This is a genomic window from Pseudoduganella namucuonensis (assembly GCF_900116645.1).
Classification (GTDB): domain Bacteria; phylum Pseudomonadota; class Gammaproteobacteria; order Burkholderiales; family Burkholderiaceae_D; genus Rugamonas; species Rugamonas namucuonensis.
Genome location: NZ_FPBO01000025.1, coordinates 1 through 16,129 on the forward strand (window position 1 = coordinate 1; position 16,129 = coordinate 16,129).

Sequence of the window (16,129 nt, forward strand, 5' to 3'; positions counted from 1 at the left end):
CCTTGAAGGGTCGTTCGAGACCAGGACGTTGATAGGCTGGGTGTGGAAGCGCAGTAATGCGTTAAGCTAACCAGTACTAATTGCCCGTAAGGCTTGTCCCTATAACCTTGACGGTTATGAGCATTACCCTGTGTTTGAGTTACTACGATATACCCCAACAACTTTACTTCCTCCGGATTGCAGCCGGGCTCCATAGAGCCCGGCGCGACAAGTCAAAGCCTGATGACCATAGCAAATCGGTCCCACCCCTTCCCATCCCGAACAGGACCGTGAAACGATTTTGCGCCGATGATAGTGCTGCAACCAGTGTGAAAGTAGGTTATCGTCAGGCTAGTTATACAGAAAAACCCCGTTGGCGAGAGCCGGCGGGGTTTTTCGCTTTTCAGTGTCTCATTCAAGACACTTTCCACATTTCCGTCTCAATTTCCGTCTTTTTTGACTTGGTCCGCCGCGTCCCGCTAACCTCCGCTGACGAGATGGCGATCACGCCGTCCGGCCCTACAACGGAGAGACTATGGCCATACGCAAGACCTTGATAGCCGCCGCCATCGCGGCCACCGTAGCCACCGCGGTCCAGGCCGCCCCTGTCATGGGCGGTCCCGCGGCGTTTTCCCCGCAAGAGAAGGCACGCCTGGTCAGCACCCTGAACGGTGAGCGCGGCAAGCACGGCCTCGATGCCGACCATGGATTCGCCATCGCCAGCCAGCACCCCGGCGCGCGCGGCACGGCCATCAGCCGCCTGAACCACACCTACAAGGGCGTGCGGGTCTACGAGTCGGAGTCGGTGGTGGTCAGCGACGACGCGGGCAATATCGTCAGCGAGTCGATCGCCGACCGCCGCAAGGACCTGGCCGCGAAACGCATGAACGTGAAGCCGCGGCTGCAGCAAAAGGACGCGATCAACGCGGCCCTGCGCGCGGTGGGCCCGTACAGCGCGCAGATCGATCCGCCCAGCGCGGAGCTGATCATCTACCCGGTCATGAAGACCTACCGCGTGGCCGAAGCCGCGAACAAGGCGGAAAGCGAATTGAACGCGATGGACGTGTTCGAGGCGGTGGAAAGCTACAAGCTGGCCTACCTGGTGCAAACCCGCATGGCCAACGGCAACAAGCCCGTGTACCACAACACCATCGTCAACGCGCAGGACGGTTCGGTGCTCGAGCAATGGAACATGGTGCAGAACGTGGTCGGCACCGGCAACAGCCAGTACAACGGCTCGGTGCCCATCAACACCACGCTGAGCGGCACCACCTACAAGATGATCGACGGCAGCCGCGGCACCGGCGGCACCTTCGGCGCGATGGCCATCACCAACGCCAACCACACCACCAGCGCCGGCAGCGTGTACACCAACGCCAGCAACACCTGGGGCGACGGCAAGCAGTACATCGCCGGCGGCAGCACCACCGACGCCAACGGCCAGACCGCCGCCGTGAACGCGATGTGGGGCTTGATGAACACCTACGACATGCACAAGAACGTGCTGGGATGGCAATCGCTGGACGGGAACAACACCGCGACCTATATCGCCGCGCACGTGAACACCGCCTACGACAACGCCTATTACTCGGACACCTGCAAGTGCATGTACATCGGCGATGGCGGCAGCTACTTCAACAACCTCGGTTCGATCGACGTGATCGGCCATGAAATGGGCCACGGCATCACCGCCGCCACCTCCAACCTGGCGTATCGCGGCGAGTCCGGCGGCCTGAATGAATCCGGCTCCGACATCGCGGGCGAGGCGGTGGAAGCCTACGCGCGCGCCGGCGGCGCCGGCGCCACGCTGCCGTCCCCCGGCGCGAACGACTGGATGATGGGCCAGGAGATCGCCAAGAACGGCCAGCCGCTGCGCTGGATGTACAAGCCAAGCAAGGATGGCAGCAGCCCCGACGCGTGGAGCACCTCGCTCAAGCGCCTGGACGTGCACTACAGCAGCGGCCCGAACAACCGCATGTTCTACTTCCTGGCCAAGGGTTCGAATTCGAGCAGCACCAGCGACTACTACAGCAAATACCTGACCAAGGCGCCGCTGGCGATGACCGGCATCGGCCTGGACAAGGCGTACCGCATCTGGTTCAAGGCGCTGACCACCAAGTTCACCTCGTCCACCAACTACGCCGACGCGCGCCTGAAAGTGCTGGCGGCGGCGCAGGAGCTGTATGGCGTGAACAGCGCGGAGGCGAAGGCGGTGCAACGCGCGTACGCGGCCATCAACGTCGGCGCCGACATCGCCGAGTAAGCCCGCCGCGGGACGCCAGGGTGGGCCGCCAGGCCGGCCCCGGCGTCCGTCTTTACCTCGTTTTACATCTGGGCAACACTCCGGACGCCGCGTTTTCGCCGACAATGGCCGAGTACGCAAAGGAGGAATCATGCCCAATCGCACCCTCGCCGCCGCCATCCTGGCGGCGATCGCAGCCCAGGCCCACGCCGCGCCCATCATGGGCGATCCCGCTTCCTTTTCCCAGCAGGACAAGGCCCGCCTGGTCAGCGCCCTGAACAACGAGCGCGGCATGCGCGGCCTGGATAGCGACCATGGCTTCGTCATCGCCAGCCAGCATCCCGGCGCGCGCGGCACGGCCATCAGCCGCATGCAGCACACCTACAAGGGCGTGCGCGTGTTCGAATCGGAATCGGTCGTGGTCAGCGACGAGGGCGGCAATATCGTCAGCGAATCGGTGGCCGACCGCCGCAAGGACCTGGCCGCGAAACGCATGAGCGTGAAGCCCAGGTTCCAGCAGAAGGAGGCGATCAAGGCCGCCCTGCGCGCGGTGGGCGCCTACAGCGCGCAGATCGACGCCCCCAGCGCGGAACTGATCATCTACCCGGTCATGAAGACGCAGCGCGTGCCGGAGGCGCTGAACAAGGCGGAAAGCGAACTCAATGCGCTCGACGTGGTCGAGGTGGTCGACAGCTACAAGCTGGCCTACCTGGTGCAGACCCGCATGGCCAACGGCAATCAGCCCGTGTACCACAACACCATCGTCGGTGCGGACGACGGCGCGGTGCTGGAGCAATGGAGCATGCTGCAGCACGTGGTCGGCACCGGCAACAGCCAGTACAGCGGCGTCGTCCCCATCAACACCACCCTGAGCGGCACGACCTACCGGATGGCCGACGCCACGCGCGGCACACGCGGCACGTTCGGCGCCATGGCGGTCACCAACGCCAACCACACCACCAGCGCCGGCAGCGTCTACACCAACACCAGCAACACCTGGGGCGACGGCAAGCAGTACATCGCCGGCGGCAGCACCACCAACGCCAACGGCCAGACCGCCGCCGTCAACGCGATGTGGGGCCTGATGAACACCTACGACATGCACAAGAACGTGCTGGGATGGCAATCGCTGGACGGGAACAACACCGCGACCTACATCGCGGCGCACGTGAACACCGCCTACGACAACGCCTACTACTCGGACACCTGCAAGTGCATGTACATCGGCGACGGCGGCAGCTACTTCAACAGCCTGGGGGCGATCGACGTGATCGGCCACGAGATGGGCCATGGCATCACGGCAGCCACCTCCAGCCTGGTGTACCGCGGCGAGTCCGGCGGCCTGAATGAATCGGCCTCGGATATCGCCGGCGAGGCCGTGGAGGCCTACGCGCGCGCGGGCGGCACCGGCGCCGTGCTGCCTTCGCCGGGGACCAACGACTGGGTGCTGGGCAAGGAGATTTCGAAGAGCGGCCAGCCGCTGCGCTGGATGTACAAGCCGAGCAAGGATGGCCGCAGCCCGGACGCCTGGAGCACGACGCTGAAAAGCCTGGACGTGCATTACAGCAGTGGGCCGAACAACCGCATGTTCTACTTCCTGGCCAGGGGTTCCAGCGCCAGCGGCACCAGCGAGTACTACAGCAAGTACCTGACCAAGGCGCCGCTGGCGATGACCGGCATCGGTCTGGACAAGGCGTATCGCATCTGGTTCAAGGCGCTGACCACCAAGTTCACCTCGTCCACCGGTTACGCCGACGCGCGCCTGAAAGTGCTGGCGGCGGCGCAGGAGCTGTATGGCGTGAACAGCGCGGAGGCGAAGGCGGTGCAGCGCGCGTACGCGGCGATCAACGTCGGCAGCGACATCGCCGAGTAGGGGGCGTCAGAAGCGGTAGGCCACTTTCACGACGCCGTAGTCCACGCCGCTGTTGGGCTTCTTGATGCCGCCGTTGGAGTAATGCTGCATCTTGAGCGCGACTTCCCAGTTGTTGTTGAACACATAGCCCACGCCGATGTGGTCGCCGAACTGGAAGGCGGTGGACAGCCTGTCGTCGTTGTTGTTGTAGGTCTTGGACAGCAGGTGCAGGCCGATGCCGGCCTCCGCGTAAAAGCCCTTCTTGCTGTCGCTCTGGAAGCGAAATACCGGCGTGAAGCCGATGTCGACGATGTTCTGGTGCGCGCCGGGGATGTTGCGCGCCTGCGTGCCGCGCCAGGCGCCGACGCTGGCGTCCCAATAGCCGGAGAGGCTGGTGCCGTTGGACTGGAACCATTGCTTGTTCCAGTCGGCGGTGGCGCCGGCGCGCGCCATGCGGATCTTGGATCCGCTGGCGAATTCGCCGTACACCGTGTCGAACATCCTGTCGGCCGCGTGGCTGGCCTGCACGGCCAAAAGCGCGGCGCTCGCCGCGATGATATGTTTGATATACATAGGCTCTTTCTGGGTCGGTGCCATATCTCGAGTTATATAGCAGTACTTCATTTTACCGAGATTCACAAAATCGTTCCGGACACGCTAAGATGAGTCGAATGCTTCCTCATTCCTCACTATGGAGTAGTTCCATTGTCTACGCAAATCACATTTCTCGGCATCGGCTTAATGGGGGAGCCGATGGTGCGGCGCCTGCTGGCGGCCGGTTTTCCCGTCACCGTCTGGAACCGCACGGCCGGTAAGGCTGATGCGCTGCGGGCCTTCGGCGCCACCCCGGTGGCCAACCTGGCGGACGCGGTGGCGTCGGCCGACATCGTCATCTCGATGCTGGAGGCGGGGCCGGTGGTCGGCCTGGTGATCGAGGCGGCCCTGCCCGCGCTGCGTCCCGGCGCGCTGTGGGTGGACATGAGCTCCACGCGCCAGTCCGAGGCGCTGAGCTTCCACGTGCGCCTGACGGCGGGCGGCTGCCGCTTCATCGACGCGCCGGTGTCCGGCGGCGTGGGTGGCGCGCAGGCGGGCACGCTGGCCATCATGGCCGGCGGCGGCGCGGAGGACTACGCGCGCGCCGAGCCGGTGTTCGCGGCGATGGGACGCTCCACGCTGGTGGGCCCGGCCGGCAGCGGCCAGGTGGCCAAGCTGTGCAACCAGTTGATCGTGGGCGCGACCCTGAACATCGTGGCGGAGGCGCTGTTGCTGGCGCAGGCGGCCGGCGCCGATCCGGCGGCGGTGCGCACGGCGATACGGGGCGGCTTCGCCGAGAGCCGCATCCTCGAGGTGCACGGCCAGCGCATGTTGGAGCGCAATTTCATGCCGGGCGGGCAGGTCAAGACGCAGATCAAGGACCAGCACAACATCCTCGCGGCGGCGGCCGACGCGGGCGTGGAACTGCCGGTCACCAACCTGGTGACGCAGCGCTACGAGGCGATCGAGGACATGTTTCCGCACGCCGACCATTCGGCGGCGCTGCTGGCGCTGGAGCAGCTCAACACCGGGCATCGGGTTGGGGCGGGACCCGATCAGTTGCCTTGACGTGTTGATTCCCCGCATGCGTAGGGCGGGCCTAAAGCCCCGCCCTACGGTTCCGTGGTTGTTCGTAGGGCGGGGCAAGCCGGCCCGCCGGATGCATGCGGGCCAGCGGCGGATATTCACTTCGCCAGCGGCAGCGCGGTCTCCACCAGCTCGACCCAGAAGCTGGCGCCGATCGGCAGCAGCGTGTCGTTGAAGTCATAGCTGCCGTTGTGCAGCACGCAGGGCCCGAGGCCGTGGCCGCCGTCGCGGTGTTCTCCCTCGCCGTTGCCGATGAAGATGTAGCAGCCCGGCTTCTCCTGCAGGAAGAAGGCGAAATCCTCCGCCCCCATGGTGGGCTCGATGCGCTCGTTGACATTGCCCTCGCCCACCACCGCCTTCATCACCTCCACCGCGAAGCGCGTCTCCTTCTCATGGTTGACCAGCGGCGGGTAGTTGCGCTTGAAGACGAAGTCCACCTCCGCGTCGAAGCCGGCGGCGATGTGCTCGGCCAGCGCCCGCATGCGGTTCTCCAGCAGGTCCAGCACGGGCGTGGTGAAGGTGCGCACGGTGCCGATCAGCTTGGCCTCGTCCGGGATCACATTGGTCGCGCTGCCGGCGTGGATCTGCGTGATCGACAGCACCGCCGTGTCCAGCGGGCTCTTGTTGCGGGTGATGATGGTCTGCCAGGCCTGCGCGATCTGGATCGCGATCATGATGGGGTCGATGCCGTTGTGCGGCTGGGCCGCGTGGGCGCCCTTGCCGCGCACCGTCACGTGGAATTCGTTGCTCGACGCCATCATCGGCCCCGCCGTCACGCTCAGCGTGCCGGTGGCCAGGCCGGGCCAGTTGTGCATGCCGTAAATCGCTTCCATCGGGAAACGCTCGAACAGGCCGTCCTCGATCATGCGGCGCGCGCCGGCGCCGCCCTCCTCGGCCGGCTGGAACACCAGGTACACGGTGCCGTCGAAATCGCGCTGCCGCGCCAGGTGGCGGGCCGCGCCCAGCAGCATGGCGGTGTGGCCGTCGTGGCCGCAGGCGTGCATCTTGCCGGGGTGGCGCGAGGCGTGCGGGAAGGTGTTGACCTCCTGCATCGGCAGCGCGTCCATGTCGGCGCGCAGGCCGATGGCGCGCTCCGAGGTGCCGTTCTTGATGACGCCGACCACGCCCGTCAGGCCCAGGCCGCGCACCACGGGGATGCCCCACTCGGCGAGCTTGGCGGCCACCACGTCGGAGGTGCGCCGCTCCTCGTAGCACAGCTCGGGATGGGCGTGCAAGTCGCGCCGGATTTGCTGCAATTCGGACTGAAATGCAATAATGGGTTCAACAAGTTTCACTTGGGCTCTCCAGTATTCTGCTCTGCGCGCGAGGCGCGTCCAGCGATACTGTATTGTAGCCTTAGCAAGGCGCGCTTGGGCGGCCCGCATGGCGCGGCCCGCGATCGTTTACGATAGCGGTTTCCCGTTCGCATCCTGGACCCATCATGACCACCACCCACGTCCGCGCCGCCTGCCCGCACGACTGTCCCGACACCTGCGCCCTCATCGTCACCGTCGAGGACGGCGTCGCCACCGAGGTCAAGGGCGACCCCGGCCATCCCACCACCGCCGGCGTGCTGTGCACCAAGGTCGCGCGCTACGCCGAGCGCACCTACCACCCGGACCGGCTGCTGTACCCGCTGCGCCGCGTCGGCCCGAAGGGCGAGGGGAAATTCGAGCGCATCGGCTGGGACGAGGCGCTGGACGCCATCGCCGCCAGGCTGAAGCCGATCGCCGCGCGCGCGCCGGAGGCCATCCTGCCGTACAGCTATTGCGGCACCATGGGGCTGGTGCAGGGCGAATCCATGTCCAGCCGCTTCTTCCACAAGCTGGGCGCCTCGCTGCTGGACCGCACCATCTGCGCCTCCGCCGGCGCCACCGGCTACAAGTACACGGTGGGCGCCTCGGTCGGCACCGACATGGAGCAGTTCCAGCACGCCAAGCTGATATTGATCTGGGGCGGCAACCCGATCGCCTCCAACCTGCATTTCTGGACCCGCGCGCAGGCCGCCAAGCGCAACGGCGCGAAGCTGATCGCCATCGACCCCTACCGCTCCCTGACGGCCGAGAAGTGCCACCAGCACATCGCCCTGCTGCCGGGTACGGACGCGGCGCTGGCGCTGGGCATGATGCACGTGCTGATCGCCGAGGACCTGCTGGACCACGACTACATCGCGCAATACACGCAGGGCTTCGAGCAATTGAAGGGGCGCGCCGCCGAGTGGACGCCGGAGCGCGTGGCCGAGACCTGCGGCATCACGGTGGCGGAGGTGGTGGAGCTGGCGCGCCTGTACGGCCGCATGGCGCGGGACGGCGAGCCGGTCGCCATCCGCGCCAACTACGGCGTGCAGCGCGTGCGCGGCGGCGGCATGGCGGTGCGCAACATCGCCTGCCTGCCGGCGCTGGTGGGCGCCTGGCGCCACCCGGCGGGCGGGATGCAGCTGTCGTCGTCCGGCTCGTTCCCGACCAACAAGCCCGCGCTGCAGCGCCCGGACCTGCTGCCCGACGCCGGCAAGCCGCCGCGCACCATCAACATGAGCACCATCGGCGACGACCTGCTGCGCGCCGCCTCGCCCGAATTCGGGCCGCAAGTGGAGGCGGTCATCGTGTACAACGCCAACCCGCTGGCGATCGCGCCGGACTCCTCGAAAGTGGCGGCCGGCTTCGCCCGCGAGGACCTGTTCACGGTGGTGCTGGAGCACTTCCAGACCGACACCGCGGACTACGCCGACATCGTGTTGCCGGCCACCACCCAGCTGGAACACGTGGACACGCACACCTCCTATGGCCATTTGTACATGATGGCCAACAACGCCGCCATCGCGCCCATGGGCGAGGCCAAGGCCAACACCGAGATCTTCCGCCTGCTGGCCGCGCGCATGGGCATGGACGACCCGTGCTTCCGCGAGAGCGACGACGAACTGGCGGCGCAGGCCTTCGACAAGCGCGACGCGCGCGCCGTCCATTTCGACTGGGAGGCGCTCAAGCAAAAGGGCTGGCAGCGGCTGGACATGCCGGACGCGCCGTTCGCGCGGGGCGGCTTCCCCACGCCGTCCGGCAAGTGCGAGTTCTATTCGGAGCGCATGCTGGCCGACGGCCTGGATCCGCTGCCGGCCTACATCGCGCCGTACGAGTCGCGCGCCAGCAATCCGGAACTGGCGGCGAAGTACCCGCTGGCGATGATCTCGCCGCCGGCCCGCAACTTCCTGAACTCCAGTTTTGTCAATGTGACCAGCCTGCGCGCCACCGAGGGCGAGCCGCACCTCGATATCCACCCCGGGGACGGCGCCGCGCGCGGCATCGCCGACGGCGACATGGTGCGCATATACAACGATCGCGGTTCCTTCGTCTGCAAGGCCCGCGTAACGGATAAGGCCAGGCGGGGACTGGTGGTCGGCCTTTCCGTGTGGTGGAAAAAGCTGGCCGGGGATGGCAAGAACGCCAACGAGGTCACCAGCCAGCGGCTCACCGATATGGGCCGCGCGCCGACTTTTTACGATACACTGGTTCAGGTGGAGAAAGCCGCTTGAAGGTGAAAAATGCGCAAGTTTGTCAGTCAATTACGGCGCGCCAGGTTCTGGCTGGCGGCATGTGCTTGCGCGGCGATGCTGGCGGGTTGTGCGCAATTCAAGTATTACTTCCAGGCGGCGCAAGGCCAGTACGCCCTGTGGTCCGACGCCCGCCCGATTGAGGATTGGCTGGGCGACCCCGGCACCGATCCCAATCTCAAGGCGCGCCTGGAAAAGGCGCTGCTGATACGCCGCTTCGCCGTCAAGGAACTCGGCCTGCCGGACAACGCCAGCTACAAGAACTACGCCGCCCTCAAGCGCCCCTACGTGCTGTGGAACGTGGTGGCCACGCCGGAGCTGTCGCTGCGGCCGATCCAGTGGTGCTTCCCCATCGCGGGCTGCGTCAGCTACCGCGGCTACTACAGCAAGGAGGACGCCACCGCCTACGCCGACGAGCTGCGCGCCGAGGGCAGCGACGTGCAGGTGGGCGGCGTGCCGGCCTACTCCACGCTGGGCTGGTTCAGCGACCCGCTGCTGTCCTCCTTCATCCATTACTCCGACGTCGAACTGGCGCGCATGGTGTTCCACGAGCTGGCGCACCAGGTGGTCTACATGCAGGGCGATTCGCGCTTCAACGAGGCCTTCGCCACTGCGGTGGAGGAGGCGGGCGTGAACAAGTGGCTGGAAATCTACGGCAACGAGGCCATGCGCGAGGGCTATCTGCGCTACAGCGCGCGGCGCCAGGACTTCCTGGGCCTGCTGGTCAAGCACCGCCAGCTGCTGGCCGAGAACTACGCGCGCAAGGTCAGCGACAAAAGGAAGCGCGAGGAGAAGGCGCGCATCTTCGCCTCGCTGAAGGCCGAGTACCACGCGCTGCGCAACGGCGCCTGGGGCGGCTACGCGGGCTACGACCGCTTCTTCTCCGAATCGTTGAACAATGCCCACCTGGCCTCGGTGGCGACCTATAATGACTTTCTGCCCGGCTTCCGCGCCTTGTTGGCGCAACACAAAACCTTCCCGCAGTTTTATGCTGCGGTGCAAGGCATGGCCAATCTGACGCTGGCCGAGCGGCAGGCGCGGCTTCACCAGCTGGGTCAGCCCCCGGCGCCGGCGCCCGACACGGTGGCTACGCAATCGGTAGTTTCGCCCGTCCAGTAATTGCTGCGTCGCAGCATCGACAGCGTGGTTTTTGCCACAGAGGTGACGTTCTAAAATAGCAAAATATCTTGCATACTCTGCCACAGCCCGATAGCATCTAAGTTAATTTTCTGTACGAGCGTACTATTTTTTGCCACCATAAAATACTACTAGAGAGACGAGGCACAGGATGGACAAGATTTGGCTGCAGTCATATCCGCCGGGCATGCCGACGGAGATCGATCCGACCCAGTACCGGTCGCTGGTGCATCTGCTGGAGGAGTCGTTCCAGAAGTACGCGCAACGCAACGCCTATGTCTGCATGGGCAAGTACCTCACCTACGCCGAACTGGACGCGTATTCCCGCCGCCTCGGCGCCTGGCTGCAGGGGCGCGGCCTCAAGAAGGGCGGCCGCGTGGCCGTGATGATGCCCAACGTGCTGCAGTACCCGGTCGCCATCGCGGCCATCCTGCGCGCCGGTTACACCGTGGTCAACGTCAATCCCCTGTACACGCCGCGCGAGCTGGAGCACCAGCTGAACGACTCCGGCGCCGAAGCCATCGTCATCCTGGAAAACTTCGCCACCACGCTGGAGCAGGTGCTGCCGCGCACCAAGGTCAAGCACATCGTCGTCGCCAGCATGGGCGAGATGCTGGGCGGCGCCAAGGGCATGCTGGTCAACTTCGTGGTCCGCAACGTCAAGAAAATGGTGCCGGCCTTCTCGCTGCCGAACGCGGTGCGCTTCAAGGCCGCGCTGTCCGAGGGCGGCTCGCTGAAGCTGACGCCGGTGGAGCTGCAGGCGTCCGACATCGCCTTCCTGCAGTACACGGGCGGCACCACGGGCGTCTCCAAGGGCGCCACGCTCACGCACCGCAACATCGTCGCCAACCTGCTGCAGAACGAGGCCTGGGCGCAGCCCGGCCTGGTCAAGCCGCCGCAGGTCGAGCAGTTGACCATCGTGTGCGCGCTGCCGCTGTACCACATCTTCGCGCTGACGGCCTGCGCCATGTGGGGCATGCGCATGGGCGCGCTCAACATCCTGATCCCCAACCCGCGCGACATCGGCGGCTTCATCAAGGAGCTGGGCAACTACAAGTTCAACATGCTGCCGGCCGTGAACACGCTGTACAACGCGCTGCTGAACCATCCCGATTTCGGCAAGCTGGACTTCTCCGGCCTGAAGCTGGCCAACGGCGGCGGCATGGCGGTGCAGCAGGCCGTCAACGACAAGTGGCTGAAGGCCACCGGTGTGCCCATCATCGAGGGCTACGGCCTGTCCGAGACCTCGCCGACGGCCACCTGCAACCGCGGCGACAGCACCGAGTTCACCGGCACCATCGGCCTGCCGGTGCCGTCGACCGACATCGTCATCCTGGACGACGACGGCAAGGAGGTGCCGCTGGGCCAGCCGGGCGAGATCGCCATCCGCGGCCCGCAGGTGATGGCGGGCTACTGGAACCGTCCCGACGAAACCGCCAAGGTCATGACGCCGGACGGGTTCTTCAAGTCCGGCGACGTCGGCATCATGGACGCGCGCGGCTACGTCAAGATCGTCGACCGCAAGAAGGACATGGTGCTGGTGTCCGGCTTCAACGTCTATCCGAACGAGGTGGAAGGCGTGGTGGCCTCGCATCCGGGCGTGCTCGAATGCGCCTGCATCGGCGTGCCGGACGAGCATTCCGGCGAGGCGGTCAAGGTGTTCGTGGTGCGCAAGGACCCGAACCTGAGCGTGGACACGCTGATGGCCTACTGCAAGGAAAACCTGACCGGCTACAAGAAGCCGAAGTACATCGAATTCCGTGACGAACTGCCCAAGACCAACGTCGGCAAGATCCTGCGCCGCGCGCTGCGCGACGAGCCGGCGGCGGAGAAAAAGCAGGCGGCGTGAGTCCGTCCCCTGTTACGCGCAAAATTGATTAAACATACGAGGCTATAGATGGACAAGATTTGGTTGAAATCCTACCCCCAGGGCGTCCCGGCGGAAATAGACAAGACGCGGTACAAGTCGGTGACGCATTTGCTGGAGGAGTCTTTCCAAAAATACGCCGACCGCAACGCCTACGTGTGCATGGACAAGTTCCTCACCTACCGCGAGGTGGACCAAATGTCCCGGCAACTGGGCGCCTGGCTGCAGTCCAAGGGCCTGGCCAAGGGCGCGCGCGTGGCGATCATGCTGCCGAACGTGCTGCAGTACCCGATCGCGATGGCCGGCATCATGCGCGCCGGCTACACGGTGGTCAACGTGAACCCGCTGTACACGCCGCGCGAACTGCTGCACCAGCTGAACGACTCCGGCGCCGAGGCCATCTTCGTGCTGGAGAACTTCGCCACCACGGTGGAGCAGGTGCTGGCGCAGACCAAGGTCAAGCACGTGGTGGTGGGCGCCATGGGCGACCTGCTGGGCGGCCTGAAGGGCGCGCTGGTCAACTTCGTGGTGCGCAACGTGAAGAAGATGGTGCCGGCGTATTCGATCCCGTCGGCGGTGTCGTTCAAGAAGGTGCTGGCCGAGGGCGCGCGCCTGACGCTCAAGCCCGTCGAGCAGAAGCACGGCGACATCGCCTTCCTGCAATACACGGGCGGCACCACCGGCGTCTCCAAGGGCGCCGTGCTGCTGCACAGCAACGTCGTCTCCAACGTGCTGCAGAACGAGGCGTGGCTGCAGATGAAGCCGCAGGCCGAGCAGCCGGTGTTCGTGTGCGCGCTGCCGCTGTACCACATCTACTCGCTGACCATCAGTTGCTTCATGAGCATGCGCCTGGGCGGCCTGAACCTGCTGGTGCCGAACCCGCGCGACATCCCCGGCTTCGTCAAGGAGTTGGCCAAGTACAAGGTCACCGTGTTCCCGGCCGTGAACACCCTGTACAACGCGCTGCTCAACAACGCCGAGTTCGCCAAGCTGGACTTCTCCAGCTACAAGATCTGCAACGGCGGCGGCATGGCCGTGCAGCAGGCGGTGGCGGACCGCTGGCTGAAGCTGACCGGCACCGCCATCATCGAGGGCTACGGCCTGTCCGAGACCTCGCCGGTGGCCACCGCCAACCGCGTCGACATCAAGGAATTCACCGGCACCATCGGCCTGCCGATCCCGTCGACCGAGATCGCCATCCTGGACGACGACGGCAATCCGGTGCCGTTCGGCCAGGCCGGCGAGATCGCCATCCGCGGCCCGCAGGTGATGGCCGGCTACTGGCAGCGTCCCGAGGAAACCGAGAAGACCATGACGCCGGACGGCTACTTCAAGACCGGCGACGTCGGCATCATGGACGAGCGCGGCTTCACCCGCATCGTCGACCGCAAGAAGGACATGATCCTGGTGTCCGGCTTCAACGTGTATCCGAACGAGATCGAGGGCGTGATCGCCGGCCACCCGGGCGTGCTGGAAGTGGCGTGCATCGGCGTGCCGGACAAGAATTCCGGCGAGGCGGTCAAGCTGTTCGTGGTGCGCAAGGACCCGAACCTGACGGCCGAGGCGATCCAGGAGTTCTGCAAGAACGAGCTGACCGCCTACAAGAAGCCGAAATACATCGAGTTCCGCGACGAGCTGCCGAAGACCAACGTCGGCAAGATCCTGCGCCGCCAGCTGCGCGACGAAAAACAGGCCGCCTGAAAAAGGGGTCAGGTTCGCATTAGAAAAAGGGGTCGGGTTCGCGTTAATCGAACCTGACCCCTTTTTTGCCATCGGCAACGGAAAACGAGGCGAGGGTGGCGATGCCGGTGGCGGGGTTGTGGACGTCGTCCAGGCCCTGGAACAGCACCGTGGCGCGCTCCGGGCGGATGTCGAACAGCATGTAGCCGCGCTTGTCGCTGCGGCCGTACTTCAGCTGCGCGTTCATGTCCACGTATTGCTGCGTGCGCGCCTGCGGCCGCGAGCTGGACGTCACCGAGGTGCCGCAGAACTCGGTGGCGATCAAGGGGTTGCCGGGGCCCACCGGGCGCCGCGCGTCGCGGCTCAGCTCGGCGGCGTAGAAGGTGTGCACGTCGCCCGACAGCACCAGCGGATTGCCGGCGCCGCTAGCTTGCAGCGCGTCGTACAGCTTTTGCCGCGCGGCCGGATAGCCGTCCCAGCCGTCGGTCCAGTAGCGGCCGTCCGCCGCGCGCGCCAGCGGCACCTGGCTGCTTTGCGCCATCAGCGTCTGTTGCGCCAGGATGTTCCAGCGCGCCTTCGATTCCCTCAAGCCCCGCTCCAGCCATTGCTGCTGCTCCGCGCCCAGCATGGTGCGGCCGGCGTCGGCCAGCGCGGCGCAGTCGCGCCGGTAGACCGAGCTGGAACCGCCGCGCCCCACGGTGCAGGCCTGCGCCGAACGGTACTGGCGGTTGTCCAGCACGTGGAAGCGCGCCAGCCGTCCCCAGTCGTGGCGCTCGTACATGCGCAGGCCGCCGAAGCGTCCCGCCGAGCCGTTCAGGCGCACCGGCTGGTGCTCGTACCAGGCCTGGTACGCGGCGGCGCGGCGCGCGGCGAAGCCCTGGTCGAGACGCTCGTCGCGGTCGGCGGCGTAGTCGTTGGCCACCTCGTGGTCGTCCCAGGCCAGTATCCACGGCGCGGCGTGATGGGCGGCTTGCAGGTCGGCGTCGCTCTTGTACTGGGCGTAGCGGGCGCGGTACTGGGCCAGCGTGAAGCTTTCGTCCACGCGCACCGCGCGCGCCGGATGCCTCGACTGGTAGGGACCCCACTCGTAGATGTAGTCGCCCAGGAAGGCCACCAGCTCCGGCGCGGCGGCGGCGATATGGCGGTGCGCTGCGTAGCTGCCGAACTCCCAGTGCTGGCAGGAGGCCACGGCCAGCTTCAACGCGGCGGGCATGGCGTCCAAGGCGGGCGCGGTGCGGGTGCGGCCGACGGGACTGACGGCGTCACCCAGCATGAAGCGGTACCAGTACCAGCGGCCCGGCGCCAGGCCGGTCACGTCCACGTGCACGCTGTGCGCCAGGTCCGGCGCGGCGGTGGCCGTGCCTTTGGCGGCGATGGCGCGGAAGGCCTCGTCCTCTGCCACCTCCCAGCGCACCGCCATTGCCACCGGCGGGGTGCTGGCGGCGTTCAGCGGGTCGTACAGGACGCGGGTCCAGATGACGACGGCGTTGGGCAGCGGGGCGCCGGAGGCGACGCCCAGCGTGAAAGGGTAGGCGCCGCGAGTGCCGGCGCCGGCCGGCGGCCCGGCGCGGGAGACGCCTGCGGCGGCCGCTCCGGCCAGGGCGGCGACGCGCGCGCCGGCCAGCAGGAAGGCGCGGCGGGCGTCTGCACCGCGCGGGTCGGCCCGGCCGGAACCGGGGTGGTCGGCCGCGCCGGCGTCGCTCCGGCGCGGGTCCCCGTCGCCGCCGTCGGCCATGCCTTCAGCCACGCGCTCAGCCGAGCAGCGATTCGATAGGCGGCACCTTGCGCGGCTTGCGGTCCGAATCCGTCGCCACATAGGTCAGCGTGGCCTCGGTCACCTTCACGGTGCAGGCCTGCAGCCGGTTGCGTTCCGCGTACACCTCCACGTTGACGGTGATCGAGGTGTTGCCGACCCGGACGATGTCGGCGTAAAACGACAGCAGGTCGCCCACGAACACCGGGTTCTTGAACACGAAGGAGTTCACCGAGATCGTGGCGACGCGGCCGTTGGCGCGGCGCGTGGCCGGCAGCGAGCCGGCGATGTCCACCTGGGACATGATCCAGCCGCCGAACACGTCGCCATAGACGTTGGCGTCGGACGGCGCCGGCATCATGCGCAGCTCGGGCATCTTTCCTGGCGGCAGGCCCTGGCGTTCGGCGCTGGCGTCTTTTTCCGTATTTGTCGGGCTGGTCATCGTGGATTCTCGC

General features: G+C 66.3%; 11 protein-coding genes and 2 rRNA genes. 9 read left to right on the plus strand and 4 right to left on the minus strand.

Annotated elements, in window-relative coordinates:
- The 4 genes from BM436_RS23045 to BM436_RS23060 form a co-directional block, all read left to right on the plus strand.
- Window positions 1-101: ribosomal RNA gene (locus tag BM436_RS23045) — 23S ribosomal RNA — on the plus strand; the annotation flags it as partial.
- A gap of 117 nt (window positions 102-218) precedes the next feature.
- Window positions 219-331: ribosomal RNA gene (rrf, locus tag BM436_RS23050) — 5S ribosomal RNA — on the plus strand.
- A 183-nt stretch (window positions 332-514) separates the two neighbouring features.
- Window positions 515-2,242, plus strand: coding sequence for a M4 family metallopeptidase (locus tag BM436_RS23055; protein WP_093557886.1), 1,728 nt, complete (start codon window positions 515-517; stop codon window positions 2,240-2,242).
- 130 nt (window positions 2,243-2,372) lie between these two features.
- Window positions 2,373-4,094, plus strand: a complete 1,722-nt coding sequence (locus BM436_RS23060; protein WP_093557887.1) for a M4 family metallopeptidase — start codon at window positions 2,373-2,375, stop codon at window positions 4,092-4,094.
- A gap of 6 nt (window positions 4,095-4,100) precedes the next feature.
- Here BM436_RS23060 and BM436_RS23065 read toward each other — a convergent pair whose 3' ends face one another.
- Window positions 4,101-4,646 (minus strand): acyloxyacyl hydrolase, encoded by a 546-nt coding sequence (locus tag BM436_RS23065; RefSeq protein WP_093557888.1) that lies wholly within the window; start codon window positions 4,644-4,646, stop codon window positions 4,101-4,103.
- A gap of 132 nt (window positions 4,647-4,778) precedes the next feature.
- Here BM436_RS23065 and BM436_RS23070 point away from each other — a divergent pair, with 132 nt between their 5' ends.
- Window positions 4,779-5,675 carry an NAD(P)-dependent oxidoreductase gene (locus tag BM436_RS23070; protein WP_259741440.1) on the plus strand — a complete coding sequence of 299 codons (897 nt, stop codon included), beginning with the start codon at window positions 4,779-4,781 and terminating at the stop codon, window positions 5,673-5,675.
- A gap of 116 nt (window positions 5,676-5,791) precedes the next feature.
- On the opposite strand, the gene BM436_RS23075 is transcribed toward BM436_RS23070, so the two are convergent.
- Window positions 5,792-6,988, minus strand: a complete 1,197-nt coding sequence (locus tag BM436_RS23075; RefSeq protein WP_093557890.1) for a M20 aminoacylase family protein — start codon at window positions 6,986-6,988, stop codon at window positions 5,792-5,794.
- A gap of 146 nt (window positions 6,989-7,134) precedes the next feature.
- Here BM436_RS23075 and BM436_RS23080 point away from each other — a divergent pair, with 146 nt between their 5' ends.
- The 4 genes from BM436_RS23080 (at window position 7,135) to BM436_RS23095 (ending at window position 13,942) form a co-directional block, all read left to right on the plus strand.
- On the plus strand, window positions 7,135-9,219 hold the full coding sequence (locus tag BM436_RS23080; RefSeq protein ID WP_093557891.1) for a molybdopterin-containing oxidoreductase family protein: 2,085 nt from the start codon (window positions 7,135-7,137) through the stop codon (window positions 9,217-9,219).
- A 9-nt stretch (window positions 9,220-9,228) separates the two neighbouring features.
- Window positions 9,229-10,356, plus strand: a complete 1,128-nt coding sequence (locus BM436_RS23085; protein WP_093557892.1) for an aminopeptidase — start codon at window positions 9,229-9,231, stop codon at window positions 10,354-10,356.
- 169 nt (window positions 10,357-10,525) lie between these two features.
- A complete protein-coding gene (locus BM436_RS23090) occupies window positions 10,526-12,223 on the plus strand; it encodes a long-chain fatty acid--CoA ligase (RefSeq protein ID WP_093557893.1) in 1,698 nt (565 codons plus the stop codon).
- A gap of 48 nt (window positions 12,224-12,271) precedes the next feature.
- Entirely contained in the window at window positions 12,272-13,942 is a 1,671-nt protein-coding gene (locus BM436_RS23095; protein WP_093557894.1) for a long-chain-fatty-acid--CoA ligase, read from the plus strand.
- A gap of 43 nt (window positions 13,943-13,985) precedes the next feature.
- On the opposite strand, the gene BM436_RS23100 is transcribed toward BM436_RS23095, so the two are convergent.
- Together BM436_RS23100 and BM436_RS23105 are read right to left on the minus strand one after the other, a co-directional pair.
- A complete protein-coding gene (locus tag BM436_RS23100; protein WP_229490635.1) occupies window positions 13,986-15,668 on the minus strand; it encodes an alkaline phosphatase D family protein in 1,683 nt (560 codons plus the stop codon).
- A 4-nt stretch (window positions 15,669-15,672) separates the two neighbouring features.
- Window positions 15,673-16,116, minus strand: a complete 444-nt coding sequence (locus tag BM436_RS23105) for an acyl-CoA thioesterase (RefSeq protein ID WP_093557896.1) — start codon at window positions 16,114-16,116, stop codon at window positions 15,673-15,675.
- Window positions 16,117-16,129 lie beyond the last annotated feature (13 nt).